Source organism: Phycisphaeraceae bacterium, from assembly GCA_019636675.1.
Classification (GTDB): domain Bacteria; phylum Planctomycetota; class Phycisphaerae; order Phycisphaerales; family UBA1924; genus JAHBXC01.
The window spans coordinates 291,850-305,850 of sequence record JAHBXC010000001.1 but is presented as its reverse complement, the minus strand read 5'-3'; the positions used below and the strand labels follow the sequence as shown (position 1 = coordinate 305,850).

9 protein-coding genes are annotated in these 14,001 nt (G+C 69.0%); 3 read left to right on the top strand and 6 right to left on the bottom strand.

From position 1 onward, the window contains the following. The first annotated feature begins 77 nt into the window (after positions 1-77). Positions 78-1,085 (top strand): hypothetical protein, encoded by a 1,008-nt coding sequence (locus KF684_01295; protein ID MBX3351541.1) that lies wholly within the window; start codon positions 78-80, stop codon positions 1,083-1,085. A 16-nt stretch (positions 1,086-1,101) separates the two neighbouring features. On the opposite strand, the gene KF684_01290 is transcribed toward KF684_01295, so the two are convergent. The 4 genes from KF684_01290 to carA all read right to left on the bottom strand — a co-directional run bounded on the left by KF684_01290 (position 1,102) and on the right by carA (position 7,245). Next, entirely contained in the window at positions 1,102-1,554 is a 453-nt protein-coding gene (locus KF684_01290) for an ATP-binding protein (GenBank protein MBX3351540.1), read from the bottom strand. 67 nt (positions 1,555-1,621) lie between these two features. Then, positions 1,622-1,981, bottom strand: a complete 360-nt coding sequence (locus tag KF684_01285; GenBank protein ID MBX3351539.1) for an STAS domain-containing protein — start codon at positions 1,979-1,981, stop codon at positions 1,622-1,624. A gap of 196 nt (positions 1,982-2,177) precedes the next feature. After that, positions 2,178-5,591, bottom strand: a complete 3,414-nt coding sequence (locus tag KF684_01280) for a hypothetical protein (GenBank protein MBX3351538.1) — start codon at positions 5,589-5,591, stop codon at positions 2,178-2,180. A 421-nt stretch (positions 5,592-6,012) separates the two neighbouring features. Continuing rightward, the gene (gene carA / locus KF684_01275) at positions 6,013-7,245 is read right to left on the bottom strand and encodes a glutamine-hydrolyzing carbamoyl-phosphate synthase small subunit (protein ID MBX3351537.1); all 1,233 of its coding nucleotides are present in this window, start codon (positions 7,243-7,245) and stop codon (positions 6,013-6,015) included. A 206-nt stretch (positions 7,246-7,451) separates the two neighbouring features. Here carA and KF684_01270 point away from each other — a divergent pair, with 206 nt between their 5' ends. Together KF684_01270 and priA are read left to right on the top strand one after the other, a co-directional pair. After that, positions 7,452-8,864, top strand: coding sequence for an ankyrin repeat domain-containing protein (locus KF684_01270; GenBank protein MBX3351536.1), 1,413 nt, complete (start codon positions 7,452-7,454; stop codon positions 8,862-8,864). A 35-nt stretch (positions 8,865-8,899) separates the two neighbouring features. Beyond that, entirely contained in the window at positions 8,900-11,230 is a 2,331-nt protein-coding gene (gene priA, locus KF684_01265; protein ID MBX3351535.1) for a primosomal protein N', read from the top strand. 6 nt (positions 11,231-11,236) lie between these two features. On the opposite strand, the gene KF684_01260 is transcribed toward priA, so the two are convergent. Next, positions 11,237-12,307: a DUF3179 domain-containing protein gene (locus KF684_01260; protein MBX3351534.1), complete on the bottom strand. Its 1,071-nt coding sequence runs from the start codon at positions 12,305-12,307 to the stop codon at positions 11,237-11,239. A gap of 89 nt (positions 12,308-12,396) precedes the next feature. After that, positions 12,397-13,956 carry an aminomethyl-transferring glycine dehydrogenase subunit GcvPB gene (gene gcvPB, locus KF684_01255; GenBank protein ID MBX3351533.1) on the bottom strand — a complete coding sequence of 520 codons (1,560 nt, stop codon included), beginning with the start codon at positions 13,954-13,956 and terminating at the stop codon, positions 12,397-12,399. Positions 13,957-14,001 lie beyond the last annotated feature (45 nt).

Below are 14,001 nucleotides of genomic sequence, written 5' to 3'. Positions count from 1 at the left end.
GGCCTGATACAGTTGGCCCCATCGGGGGCAGGGGGCGAGACCCACCCCGACCCGTCGGGCAGCCCCGAAGGAGAGAGATGCTGCACTCCGCGATCGATCCGACCATCCAGCGCGTCACCAGCGGCGACTTCGACTTCCCGCTCGGGGTCTATCCCGTGGACCCGGCGCAGGCGTCCACCAGCCCCGGGTATGTCACCGACTTCGAGCAGGCCGACGGCGACGAGTCCGGCGACTGGGAGGAATGGCCCGACCGCTACATGTTCGACATCGTCACGCCCCATCGACGCGTGGAGTCGCTCTGCTTGGCGCTGTTCTCCATGCTCCCGGGGCGCGTCTTCCCCATCCTCGACGTGCTCAGCGAGGACGCGTACCGCGAGGTCGACCCCTACATCGCCTACGAGGCGGTCGGCTTCGACCGCTTCCTCGACGAGGTGCGCAGGTACCGGGGCTGGTTCTTCGAGGACGGCATGGTCGGCTTCGGCGCGATGAGTCTCGACCCGTTCGTCTATGTCTTCATCGACGAACACAAGATCGTCACCGTGCGCGTCGAGTCCGCGATGAAGGAGCGCGTCGAGCAGCTGCTTGCGGCGTTCGAGTTCCCGGTCGTCGAGGAGCTCTCGGGCGTCGACTCCACCGAGCACGAGCACCGCTCCGTGCTCGCGCTCGAGCTGGCAGGGCAGGAGTTCGCGAGCCACGCCGACATAGTCGAGCGCCTGCGCGACCGGTGGATGCTCTCCCTCAACATCGACTGGGAGTCGAACACCGACGACGACGGGCGGGTGCTGGGCATCACCTCGTGGCGCTGCGACGTGCGCCGGCTCGACGAGCTGGGCGAGGAGCAGGGCCGCTGGGAGGTGCTGCTCACCGCCGGCTCGCTGCGTGAGGCCGAGTCGCTCGCCGTGGTCGGGGTCGCGAAGGAACTCGCCCTTCCCACCGACGACGAGGACGCCCTGCGCGACGAGCTGGAGCTGCTGGAGGCGATCCGGCTGCGCCCCGAAGCGTTCGCCGAGTTGGCCGGGCAGGAACCATCGCTCGAGCCCCCTGCGGAGAGCCGGGTGCTGGCGGTCCGGAGCTGGGGCGCCTGATCACGTTCGCGGCGGCTCAGGATGATTTCTTCGGGGCCGGCGCGTCTGGCTTGGTGTAGACCATCGTGACGCAGTTCCCGCTCTCGTTGTAGCGGATGTCGCTCATGTAGGCGCGCATCAGCATGATGCCCCGCCCCGACGGGGTGTCGAGGTTCTCGTCGAGGGTGGGGTCCGGGACATCGGAGGGCTTGAAGCCGGGCCCGCGGTCGCAGACCGTGATGCTGCACGTGGTGGAGGTGATCGTCCACTCGACGGTCACCGGCTCGCCCGGGAGGTCCTTGTGCCCGTGCCGGAAGGCGTTGACGATGGCTTCCTCGAGCGCGAGTCGCAGCGCGAAACGAGAGGCCTCGGGGAATCCCTGCGCGACGACGGCGTCGAGGATCGCGCGCTCACAGCGCTCGATGTCCTCGCGTCGGTCGTGCAGCACGATGCGATCGTGCGCCTCGGGCTTGGGTGGGATGCTGGTCATGCGCGCCGAACGGGCATGCCTCGGCCGGGACGCGGCCGAGCGGGGGGTGTGTCAGGCGGCCGCACGCTCACGCGAAACTGGCGAGAGCCTCGTCGGCGGAATCGTGGATCTCGAAGAGCTTGTTGAGCTTCGTGATCACGAACACCTCGTAGATCTGCGGATCGATCTCGGCCAGGCGGAGTTGGCCGTTCCGGGCGCGGACCTTGTTGTTGATCGTGATCAGTGTGCCAAGGGCGGCAGACGAGAGATGATCAACATTCTCGAAGCTGATGAGGATCTTGGGCCGGTCTCGCTGCTCGATGACCGTGACGATCTCCTCGCCGATGCGCTGGATGTTCGCTTCGTCGAGGATGTTCCGGTCCACAAATCGGACCTGAACCACATCGCCTTCGTGATAGATGCGAAGTCGTGAATCTTCGGGGGGCATCCGTGTCTCTCCGCGTGTCGCGGTCAGACTAGCGACGGTGCAATCGGTGTGTCAACCGTCGCGAGTAGTTCGGGTTACATTCTTCGACAGGGTACAGACAAACGCCCTCCCCGGCATGCAACTCGGGGAGGGCGGGGAATCGGTCTCCGGACCGCCGAAGGGGCCTTTCAGGGCATCTGCGGCGGGTGGTTCCGGCTCAGTACCCGACGCCGAGGCGGTCGAGCAGGCCGGGGAAGTGCTTCTCTTCTTCCTCGCTCTGGATGAGGATGGTGGGCTTCAGGAGGATGAGCAGGGTGCGCTCTTCCTTGACCTCGATGCGGTTGCTGAAGAAGCGGTTGATGAGGGGCATCTTGGAGAGCACCGGGACGCCGGTCTCGACCTCGGTCTCGGTCACGAGGCGCTGGCCTCCCAGCAGGATCGTGCCCTGGTCGGGGATCGTCGCCGCGGTCTGGATCGAGGAGATCGTGATTTCGGGGAGGGCCAGCTGACCGGTCGCCGTCGCCGAGCCGCCCGCGCCGTCGCCGCCGCCCGCGACCGCCGCGGTGACTTCGAAGGTGCGGAAGGTCACGAGCTGCGCGATGCGCGTGTCGATCGAGAGGGTGACGTAGCGACGGTCGGAAGAGACCACGCCGCGAAGCAGCAGCGTCACGCCGGTGTTCAGCGAGCTGACGGTGGGGTCGAAACCAACCGACGAGGTGCTGACGACGGGCTGGAGGTCGGAGACGTACGCGCGCTGGTTGCCGACAGCGATGTTGGCGTAGCGGTTGTTGACGAGGGTGAGGCGGGGCGCCGTCAGCGAGACGCTGCGGGTGTCGGCCTGCGTGGCCTGGACGAGAAAGTCGACCTGGATCTCGTCGAGGAAGGTGCCGGCGATGCCCAGCGCCGGGTTGGCGCTGAGGATCTGCGCCGCGAGCGCGCTGCCGCTGGCAAGGGTCTCGGTCAGCCCGAGCGACCCGTTCTGGACGGGGATGATCGACAGCCCGTCGGGCGCGATGACCGAGGTGTTCACGGGGGTGAACTGGTACTCGATCTCGCCGGTCGCCGGGTCGATGTTGCTGATGTTCCACTGCGTGGTGTCGGTCTGACGGCGCCCGACAAGGTCGGAGGGGACGGTTGAGGTGGTGCCGCCCGGGGTCACCTGGTTGAAGCCGGTGCCGCCGAACGCGCGCTCTTGGAAGAGCGTCGCGTCGTACTGGTCGTTCTGCGCGTTGAAGTAGATGTCGAGGTCGAAACCGATCTGCTCGAAGAAGTCCTGCGCGACCTCGAGGAAGCGCGCCTCGACGTTGATCTGCAGCTCGCGGATCTCGCGGAGCTGGCGGAGCAGGTTGGCGACCTCGCGGTGATTGCGCGCGGTGTTGGTGATGATCAGGTTGCCGTTGAGCTGCTGGATGCGCCCGGTCGTGCCGCCGTTGTCCTGCCAGCCCTCGTAGTCGACGTTGGTCTGGATGAGGTTGATGATGTTGGTGATTCGGTCGGCGTCGGTGAGCTCGATGTCGTTCTGGTCGTTGACCTGGAAGACGCCTCGGCCGCCGCCGCCGCCGCCACCGCCGCCGCCCTGCTGGAGCACGGCGTCGAGGTCGAGCTGGGGCACTTCGGTGTAGTTGGGGATCTCGAAGATGAGGTCCTGGATGTCATAGATGCGAATGAACGTGTTGCGACGCAGGGCCTCGTCAGACGCGACGACGAGCACGCCGTCGGTGACCGCCCAGCCGGCGCGGCTGAACTCGTCGGGGCTGACCTTCTCGAGCACGCGGTTGAGGACCACGCGCATCGGGACGGGTCGGAGGTTCAGCGTGATCTCGGTGTCGCGGTTGACGCCGATGTTCGCCAGGGAGTCCCAATCCACGTCGACGTTGAGATTGCCGACCGCGGCGATGAACTCGAGGACGTCCTCGAGCGGGGCCGACGCGAACGACGCGGGGATGCGCCGGCTCTCGAGGTTCGCGAGGACCTCGCGGTTCTCGACAGGCTCGTCGTACGCGACGGGCTCGCCGCGACGGAAGCTGATCTCGGGCCAGTCGGAGGGGTAGCTCACGATCTCGTCGGGGATCACCAGCGCGCGCTGCATGCGGTTGGACTCTTTGGCGTACGAGTACGCCTTGTCCCTCTGGAGCATGTCGAACTCGCGGTAGATCACGACGTCCTTGAGAACGTCGCGCAGCAGCAGACCGGTGGGGTTGTTGGGCTCGAGGAAGAGGATCTGGTCGACGACCTGCAGCGCCTCGCTGTACTTCTGCTCCTTCTGGAGCTGACGCACCCGGTCGATCGACTCGGCGATCTTGCGAGACTTCTCGGCCGCCTGGCGGGCCTCGGCCTCGCGGGTCAGGCGCGCCGCCTCGGCGCCCTGCTGGTTGATCGCGGCGACGCGGGCAGTTTCCTCCGTGTCGCGGATCCGCTGGAGCAGGCGCTCCTGCTGCGTGATGCGATCGTTGTACTCACGCTCGGCGAAAACATCGCGACGCTGCGCGATCGAGAGCCGGGCGCGCCCGGCGAGCTCGGAAGCCCGGGCGAAATCGCCGGTCCGCAGAGCGTCCTCGGCCTGGCGCACGAAGTTCTCGAACTCGGCGACCGCCTGGTCGCGCTGGAGCTGGCGGGACTGGATCTCGTCGGGCAGGATTCCCGGGCGTCCCTGCAGCAGCACGCGAGACTCCTGGAGTCGCGACTCGGCGCGCTGGACCTCTTCGGCGCCTAGGAACTGGCGATAGGGCCCAAGCGCCAGCGCGTACTTCTGCTCGGCCTCGGCGTAGCGACCGCTCACGAACGCCGCGTCGGCTTCCGCCAGGTAACGCTGCGCCTCGAAGCGGAACGCCTGCTGGAACAGGTCGTCGCTGGTGGGCTGGACGGCGCCGGCGCCCGGCTGGGCGGCGGGGACCGGCTCGGGCTCATCAAGCTCGATCGGGGCCGGCTCCGCGGGCTGCTCGGCCGGGGGCTGGTCGGGCTGCTGGCCGCGCGAGGGGCGCGGGTCCTGCGTGCGATCAACGCGCCCGGGCTGGAGGGAGCCGAGCGACACGGAGTCGAGGGTGAACGCCTCGCCGCGCTCGCGCTCGAGCTCGATGATGCGCGTGCGGTGCTGCTCGATGGTGCGGATCTGCTCGCCGTTGAGGTCGACGCCGGCGCGATAGACCGCGTCGAAGCCGGCCTTGGCCGCGCCGAAGTCGCCGGCGACGAAGTCGCTGACGGCCTGCGCGAGGGTCGAGTCCACGAGCGGCGCGAAGTCACGCTTCGACTGCGCCGAACGATCGAGCAGCTCCGAGGCGCGGGCCTTCTGCGCTTCGCTGGCGGCGCGATGGCGACGGGCGGCGGAGGCCTGGCGGTCCGCCTCGCGCAGATCGCCGAGCTCCATCGCGAGCTCTGCCTTCTGCAGACTCACCTCGACGACGTCCAGCGAGCGGAGGCGTCGATCGATCGACGCGATCAGCTCGGTGGCGCGGGCACGCTGCTCGGCGCTGAGCGACGCCGGCGTCAACTCGCCCACGACGTGGCGAGCACGCACCAGCTGGCCGTCGCGCAGCAGCGTGGCCGCCTCCTCGAGCGACGCGCCGGGATCGGCGCTCGCCAGCGAGAAAGGTGAGGCGAAGAAGATGGCCGCCGCGGTAGTGCTGAGCAGCATGCGGGGGGAACGACGCCGGGGGGTTGGCATTCGGCTTCTCTCCACGAAACACCCGAAATGGAGACCGCGCCGTCGGGGATTTTTACGCGCGGTGAGCATTGGACCTTTGTTTTCCTCGCCGCGTCACACACACGCACACACAGAAGGCGAGGGTTCACAGGCAGACGGTTTGGGCCTCCGTCGGGCTGGGACGCGGAACATAGCCCGCGTGCTTCCCGGACGCAAGCCCGGGAGCGATACGCCCTTCTTTGTGAAGGTGCTGCACCCGCGCGCGAAATTCTGTGACGCTGAGCCCCTTTTTCCTTGCCGCCCCGTCGGCACGGATGACCCGACGCCTGACAGGGGCCTGAATCCGGCGGGAACACCGGCACGCGGACGCAGAATGTTCGCGATAGCGATCGGCTGTTCGCCAGAAGGTCTGTCAGCGGGCGCTGGTCAGCGACGCAGCGGACACCGGGCTCTTCGATTCCATCATCCGCACGAACCCGTCGAACAGGTAATTCGCGTCATGCGGCCCGGGGCTTGCCTCGGGGTGATGCTGCACCGCGAACACCGGGCGATCCGTCATCCGGAAGCCGGCGAGCGAATGGTCGTTCAGGTTCACGTGCGTCGCTTCCCCACCGACCCTGGACAGCGAGTCGGTGTCGACGGCGTACCCGTGGTTCTGGCTGGTGATCTCCACCCGCCCGGTCAGCAGGTTCCGCACGGGCTGATTCACGCCTCGATGCCCGAACTTCAGCTTGTAGGTCTTCGCGCCCAGCGCCAGACTCAGCAGCTGGTGGCCAAGGCAGATCCCGAAGGTCGGGACGACGCTCCCCGGTTCGCCCCCGACCAGCGCACGGAGCGTGTCGATCGTCGTTGTCACCGCCGCCGGGTCGCCGGGGCCGTTCGAGACGAACAGCCCGTCGATCTCCCCCCGATCGGCCGCGGCGCGGATCTCGGCGGCGGGGGTGTCGTGGGGCGCCACGACGACCTCGCAGCCACGCTGCGTCAGGTGACGCAGGATGTTCCACTTGGCGCCGCAGTCGAGCGCGAGCACCCTCCGGCGGGTCTCGCCGTCGGCGCGCAGGGTCTTGCCGGGCGCACCGCCCAGCGACGCTGTGGGGGCCCACTCTCCGAGCGTGTCCCTCCAGCTCTGACGAGAGGAGCAGCCAACGAGCGGGACGAGGTTCTGCCCGGTCGTGTCGTGCGCCTCCCGTGCGAGTCTGACGAGGTCGGCGTCGGAGATCGTCGGGTCGTTCGAGAGAACGCCCGCCATGACGCCGGCGACGCGGAGCCGACGCGCCAAAGCGCGCGTGTCGACATCGGCGAGCCCGAGCACGCCGTTGGAAGCGAGATACGCCGAGAGATCGCTGTCGGCCCGGTAGTTCGAGTGTCGCTGCGCGAGCTCGCGCACGACGAACCCGGAGACCTGCACCCGGGTCGATTCAACGTCCTGAGGGTTCGTCCCGGTGTTGCCGACCAGCGGCGCGGTCTCGACGAGGATCTGGCCCGTGTACGAGGGGTCGGTGAGCGATTCCTGGTAGCCCGTCATAGCGGTGTTGAACACCACCTCGGCGGCGATAGTGCGCGGCTTGTCCGTCGCGCCGAAGGCCGCTCCTTCGAAGAGGGAGCCATCGGCGAGCGCGAGTCGGGCGTGGGTCGTGTGATGCATCTTCGGGCTCAGTGTAGACAGGGTTTCGCGAGCGGAGGGGGGTATTCTCGGGCCCGGGCCCTCGCGTTGGGCCCCCCGAACGCCGATACAACTCCGCCGCCTTCCCGCCCGGAACCCGGGCTCGAGCCTCGCGTCCGAGCAGGCGTCGACGCCCCCCCAGGCCGACCGATCTCCCGAGTCATCCCGTGTTGGAGCACGCACGACCTATGCCCTCGCCCTCCCGCTTCGCCGTCCTCGCCGCGATTTGTGCCGCATCGATGTCTTTCCCCGCCCTCGCGCAGGTGCAGGTGGTCACCCCGCCGCAGGAGGAGCAGGGCTCCCAGAACATGTCGCGGTTCGAGCCGATCCACGTCGCCGCGATGAAGGGCGATGTGCTGACCGTCCAGCAGGAGCTCGACAAGGGCGTCGAGATCGACCTGCGGATCCAGGGCGGAATTTTCGCGGGCGCCACAGCGTTGATGCTCGCGGGCCGGGACGCCGACGACGCGACGATGCGGTACCTCATGGATCGCGGCGCTGACCCGCGCGCCGTGGACGACCGACGGATCAGCGTGCTCATGTGGGCGTCGAGCACCGAGGGCTCGGTCGCCAAGATCCTCGCCGTGATCGAGCGAGGCGTCGAGGTGAATCTTCGCAGCCAGGACGGATCGACCGCCCTGCACTGGGCCGCCGGCCTGGGTCGCGATCCCGGGATGGTCAAGGCGCTCATCGACGCCGGCGCGCTGATCGACCTCGCCGACAACCGGGGGCGCACGCCGCTCATGACCGCGGCACGCGTCGGCAACGCCGGAGCCGTGCGTTACCTGCTCGCCGCCAACGCCGATCGGTCGCGCCGCAGCCCGCAGGGGCTCAACGCGCTGCACTGGGCGGTCGAAGGACGCACCGCGAACGCCGACACGGTCCGCGCGCTCGTCGAGGCGGGCATGTCCGTCGAAACCCAGGCCGCCGACGGGTCGACGCCGCTGCTCATCGCCGCGATCAACGCTCGCGAGCAGCCCGTGATGGCGCTGCTCGAGCTGGGTGCGCGCAACGACGCGAGCAACAATTTCGGACTCACCCCGCTCATGGCCGCCGCCGCCGCGCCCAGCCCCGAGGTCGTGAAGCGCCTCCTCGACGCCGGCGCCCCCGTGAACACGCGGGATTCGAACGGGCGGACCGCCCTGCACTACGCCACCTCGAAGGGGGCCGGCCTCGTGACGGCGATGCTGCTGCGCCGCGGCGCCGACCCCGACATCACCGACAACGATGGATGGCGCCCGATCCACATGGCGCGCACGATGGCGACGCTCGACCCGCTCGTGCGAGCCGGAGCCGATATCGAGGCGCAGTGCAAGGTCAGCCAGTACTCGGGCTGGACGCCCCTTATGCTGGCCGTCGGGACGGGCAACCAGACCCTCGTCCGTCGCTTGCTCAACGCCGGCGCCGACCCCAGCGCCGGCGCCGAGCAGGGGCTCACCCCCACGCGCATCGCCATGAGCTTCAATCCCGAGATCGGCGCCCCGCTCGCCGAGATGCTGCGCGAGTCGATCGCCCAGCGCCAGAAAGGCGTCGAGGACGCCGCGGTTGACGAGCTCCGGCGCAGGCGCCAGCAGGAGGCGCAAGGCCCCAGGCCCGACTGAATCCGCCCGGCCCGACCGTCGCGTACGCTGACGCGATGAAGTCGTCGGGACTCTTTGCCGCAGCCGAACCCGAACACGGTGAAACGCGAGGGCGCTTCGTGCGCCTCGCGCCCGAACGCGGCGTCGACCACCCCGACGGGCTCACCTACGCCCTGCCCGACTCGCTCGCGTCGGTGCGCATGGGTGAACGCGTCGAAGCTCCGCTCGGCAGGGGCAACGCCCCGGTCGCCGGGTACGTCATCGAGATCCTCGACAGCACCACACTCGATCCGGCGCGCATCAAGCCGGTGAAGCGCCGGCTCAGCGGCGGACTTCCCCCGGCGCTCGTCGAGCTCGCCAAGTGGATGGCTCGCTACTACCTCTGCCCCATAGGCATGGTCTTCGCCAGCATGACGCCCGCCGCCGTCAAGCACGACATCGGCGTCGTCACGCGCTCTGCGCTCGAGCCCGCCCCCGACGCGAGTGAGCGTCTCGATGCCATGAAGCCGACGCCCTCGCTCGCGCCGCTGGTCGAGGCGCTCCGCGCCCGAATGGGCGACACGTCGGCCTGGCCCGTCGAGCCGCGCGCGCTGCAGAAGGCGCTCGGGGCTGCGACGATCGCGCCGGTGAACCGATTCGTGCGCGAGGGCGTCCTGCGCGAGGTCCGCGTGACCACGGTGCGCGCCGCCTGGGGCGAGGTCACACCAGGCGACGCGGCCCGCGTCACTCTCAGCGACGAGCAGCGTGCCGCGCTCGCGAGGATCGTCGGCGGCCTTGACACTTTCGCCGTGCACCTGCTCAGGGGCGTGACCGGCTCGGGAAAGACCGAGGTGTACCTCGATGCGATCGAGCGGGTGCTGGCGCAGGGGCGATCCGCGATCGTGCTTGTCCCCGAGATCTCGCTGACGCCGCAGACCTCGGCGCGATTCCTCGCAAGGTTCGGTCGCGAGGGCGTGGCGGTGCTGCACTCCGGCCTGACCTCGGCGCAGCGCAACCAGCAGTGGTCGGCTGTCGCGAGCGGCGCCGCCCGGGTGGTGGTGGGGGCGCGCAGCGCCGTCTTCGCGCCCACGCCGCATCGGCTCGGCCTGATCGTCGTCGACGAGGAGCACGACAACTCGTACAAGCAGGACCAGCTCCCTCGGTACCACGCGCGCGATGTCGCGATCAAGCGCGCCCAGATCGAGGGCTGCCCCGTGGTGCTCGGCAGCGCGACCCCGTCGCTCGAATCATGGAAAAACGCCCTCGACGGGCGCTTCGTCCTCTCGACGATGCGCACCCGCCCGGCGGGCATGCGCCTGCCAAGGGTCGTCGTGGTCGACCTCGCGGAGGAGCGGCGCAAACGCCCGTGGTCGGAGAACCGGGTCCGCCTGCTCGGCCCGACGCTCGAGACCGCCCTGCGCCGCACGCTCGACGAGGGCGCCCAGGCAATCCTGCTGCTCAACCGGCGCGGCTACGCGAACTACATCTGCTGCCCCGACCATCGCTGCGGCTGGATCATGACCTGCGACGACTGCGACGCGACCATGGTCTTCCACAAAGACAAACGCCTCGACCCGGGCCGGGGGGGCGTCGTCCGATGCCACCACTGTCTCGCTGAGAAGCTCCTCCCCTCGCACTGCCCGTCGTGCGAACGCAAGGTCAGCGTCTTCGGGCTCGGCACTCAGCGCGTCGAGGAGGAACTCGCCCGCGACTTCGCCGATCTGCGCTCGGGCGACACCATGCTCCGGCTCGACAGCGACACCATGCGCGGCGGGCGCGACTACTTCCTCGCGCTCGAGCGCTTTCGCAAGGGCGACGCACGCGTTCTTCTCGGCACGCAGATGGTCGCCAAGGGCCTGGACTTCCCGAGCGTCCGGCTCGTCGGCGTCGTGCACGCCGACACGGCCATCAACCTGCCGGACTTCCGCGCCGCCGAACGGACCTTCCAGCTCGTCAGCCAGGTCGCCGGTCGCGCCGGGCGCAGCGACAAGCCGGGCGTCGTCATCGTCCAGACGCTCGCGCCGAAAACGCCGGCGGTGCGGTTCGCCTCACGCCACGATTACGAGGGTTTCGCGCAGGAAGAACTGTCGCAGCGCGAGCGAGCGGGTCTCCCCCCGTTCGCGCGGATGGCCCGCATCGTCATCCGGGACGACGACTACGCGAAGGCGTTCGACCGCGCGTCCGATCTGGAATCCGCGCTGCGTCAAGGCGCCGACCAGACCGTCCTCATCCGGGGACCGATGCCCTGCCCGCTCAGCCGCATCGCCGGCAAGCACCGCATCGCGATCGAACTGCTCGCGCCCAGCGCCGGGCCCCTGCAGAGCGCGCTCACGGCGATGCGCAACGCCGGCCTGCTGCGAAGCGACGCGACGGCGGCGATCGATGTCGACCCCGTCGCGCTGCTCTGATTCGTCTCAGCGCGGCTGCGAGATAGGCAGGTCGCGCACATCGACGCTCACCGCCAGACTGCTCGTCGGGTGCGCGCTCACCCAGTTCGCGAAGTACGTCTGCGCCACCGTCACTCCCGGCGGACACTCCTTGATCACCACCGTGCCCTCGGGCGTGAGCCCGACGACCACGCTCCCTGCGTCGGTCATGAAGGACCGGTCGCCTTTATCCAGCGCAGTGAGCGGGACGAAGAAGGCGTTGCGTTCGGGGGTGGGGCTCGCGATGCCCACGCCGCTGGCTTTCGGGTGGGTGCGCTGGTCGTTCGTGACCTGCATGTAGACGATGCCAGGGTCGAGCTGGAACTCGGCGTACGGGTTCACCGAGTAATCGAACGTGGTGCCCATGGGGCGGGCGACGACCTCGCCGGCGCGCCGTATCGCGCGGAACTCGTCAAACGACAGGACGCGGAACGGCAGCGAATCGAGACGCGCGTCGGCGAACGGGCCGCTGAGCCCCCGCCCTTCGAGCGGAGAGAACAGCGACTTCGTCCCGCGGTCATAGAGAACCGACGATCCGTGCAGCAGCAACCCGGAAAGGCGGAACTCGCGAGGAGTCTCGGCGCCGGAGATCGCCCGTCGCGCGGGCACGTCGCGCCGGAACGCCGCCAGTCCGCCCGAGATCGGGTCGTACCAGATCGCGACCGGCGTGTCGCCGATGGTGTCGTTGATCACCGCGTGGTAGATCAGCGCCCCCAGCGGGTAGGCGACGGCCAGCCCGTCGACCTCCAGCATCACGACCGGCTCCTTCGCCCCGGGGAAGTCCGCGCCGTCCGCGGGCCTCCGCGCCGGCGCGACCAGCGCCGGCAGCGGGTCGCGTCGCGACCCTGGCGCGAGGAACCGCTCTCGAGTGACCACCAGCCCGCTGGTGTCGAACAGGCCGAGCATCATCGTCGTGTGATCGGCGAACCCGGCGACGCGATCCGAGGTGATCATCACGCGCACGCCGGCCGGCGTCTGGTTCTGCGACGAACCCTGCTGGGCCCACGACGCGGTGAAGACGATCGACAGACTGGCTACGACGACGAGGGCGGTTCGCACAAGGTGTTCCATCGGCGTTTCTGACGCGAAACGCCCGCCCGGGTTCGCGAACCGGGCGGGCGTCCGAATAAACAGCGGGATGGGCAGGCTCAGCCCTCGTGGACGAGGATCGGCTTGCGGTCGGCGGCCACGATGTCGAGACGCCGGACGATCGCGTCGCGGGGCGCCTCGGCCATGCCCTTCGGGTCTTTCTCGATCTCGTCCGCGATGCGCAGCATGGCGTCGACGAAGCGATCCAGCACATCTTTGCCCTCGGTCTCGGTCGGCTCGACCATCAGGCAGTTGCGCACCGGCCAGTGCATGGTCGGCGGGTGGATGCGGTAGTCGATCAGACGCTTGACGATGTCGAGCAGCGAGATCCCCTTGTCGAGCAGGTTCTGCGGCACGGTCACGAACTCGTGGGCCGCGTACCGGCCCTCCTCGGGGGCGAAGAAGGGCATCTCGTAGCGGTGACGCAGGCGCGCCGCGAGGTAGTTCGCGTTGAGCACCGACAGCTCGGCCACGTCGCGCAGGCCGTCGGGGCCGCAGGCGCGCATGTAGGTCCAGCAGCGCACCAGCACGCCGACCTGGCCGATGAACGATCGCACCTTGCCGATGCTCTTGGGGCGGTCGTACTCAAGCGCGTAGGTCCCGTCGGGCTTCTTGATGACCTGGGGCACGGGCAGATACGGCGCGAGGAAGTCGCGCACCGCGATGGGCCCGGCGCCCGGGCCGCCGCAGCCGTGGGGCGTGCTGAAGGTCTTGTGTGTGTTGTAGTGCATCATGTCGGCGCCGAAGTCGCCCGGGCGGGTCTTGCCCAGGATGGCGTTCATGTTGGCGCCGTCGAGATAGAGCAGGCCGCCCGCCTGGTGGATGATGTCGGCGATGTCGGCGACATAGCTGTCGAAGAGGCCGGCGGTGTTGGGGTTGGTGATCATCAGCCCGGCGACGTTCTCGGCGCCGGCGTCGTCGATCGCGCGCTTGAGGGCGTCGATGTCGGTGTAGCCGTTGACGGTCTTGATGGCGACGACGTTGGCGCCGCACATCGCGCAGGAGGCGGGGTTGGTGCCGTGGGCGTTGTCGGGAGCGAAGACGACGCTGCGCGAGGCCTGGCCGATATCGCGGAAGTACGCGCGCATGACCTTGAGGGCGGTGTACTCTCCGTGCGCGCCCGCGGCGGGCTGCAGCGACGCCTCGGGAAGGCCCGCAACCTCCTGTAGCATCAGGCGCGTCTCGTAGAGCAGCTTCAGCGCGCCCTGCACGTCCGCGTCGTCCTGGAGAGGATGAATGTGCGCGAAGCCGGGCTGGGCGGCGGCGTACTCGTTGATGCGCGGGTTGTACTTCATCGTGCACGACCCGAGCGGGTAGAACTCGCCGTCGACGCCGAAGTTCCGCTGCGAGAGGTGCGTGTAGTGACGGATCACCTGCAGCTGGCCCAGCTCGGGCCAGTCGGGCGCGTTCCCGGCGAGCGACGCCGGCAGGGGCGTGGCGTCGACATCCAGATTCGGCATGTCGATCGCGCGGGCGCCGGGCGCCGACTTCTCGAAGATCAGCGGCTCGGTCGGTCGCTCGCCGCGCGTCTGCGCGACGGACGCGGCGCGGACCGGCGCGCCGTCGGCGCCGTGGAGGTCGATCGAAACCGGACGCGTGTTGGGCTGCATCGTGGTCATATCAGCGTGAACCCTCGAGGGGCGGGGGAAGCGTGTGAGATCAAG

Coding starts and splice junctions, on each gene's coding strand:
- KF684_01285 (MBX3351539.1), bottom strand. CDS start 1,981: ATGCCCCCCGAAGATTCACGACTTCGCATCTATCACGAAGGCGATGTG.
- carA (MBX3351537.1), bottom strand. CDS start 7,245: ATGCATCACACGACCCACGCCCGACTCGCGCTCGCCGATGGCTCCCTC.
- KF684_01270 (MBX3351536.1), top strand. CDS start 7,452: ATGCCCTCGCCCTCCCGCTTCGCCGTCCTCGCCGCGATTTGTGCCGCA.
- priA (MBX3351535.1), top strand. CDS start 8,900: ATGAAGTCGTCGGGACTCTTTGCCGCAGCCGAACCCGAACACGGTGAA.
- KF684_01290 (MBX3351540.1), bottom strand. CDS start 1,554: ATGACCAGCATCCCACCCAAGCCCGAGGCGCACGATCGCATCGTGCTG.
- KF684_01295 (MBX3351541.1), top strand. CDS start 78: ATGCTGCACTCCGCGATCGATCCGACCATCCAGCGCGTCACCAGCGGC.
- KF684_01280 (MBX3351538.1), bottom strand. CDS start 5,591: ATGCTGCTCAGCACTACCGCGGCGGCCATCTTCTTCGCCTCACCTTTC.
- gcvPB (MBX3351533.1), bottom strand. CDS start 13,956: ATGACCACGATGCAGCCCAACACGCGTCCGGTTTCGATCGACCTCCAC.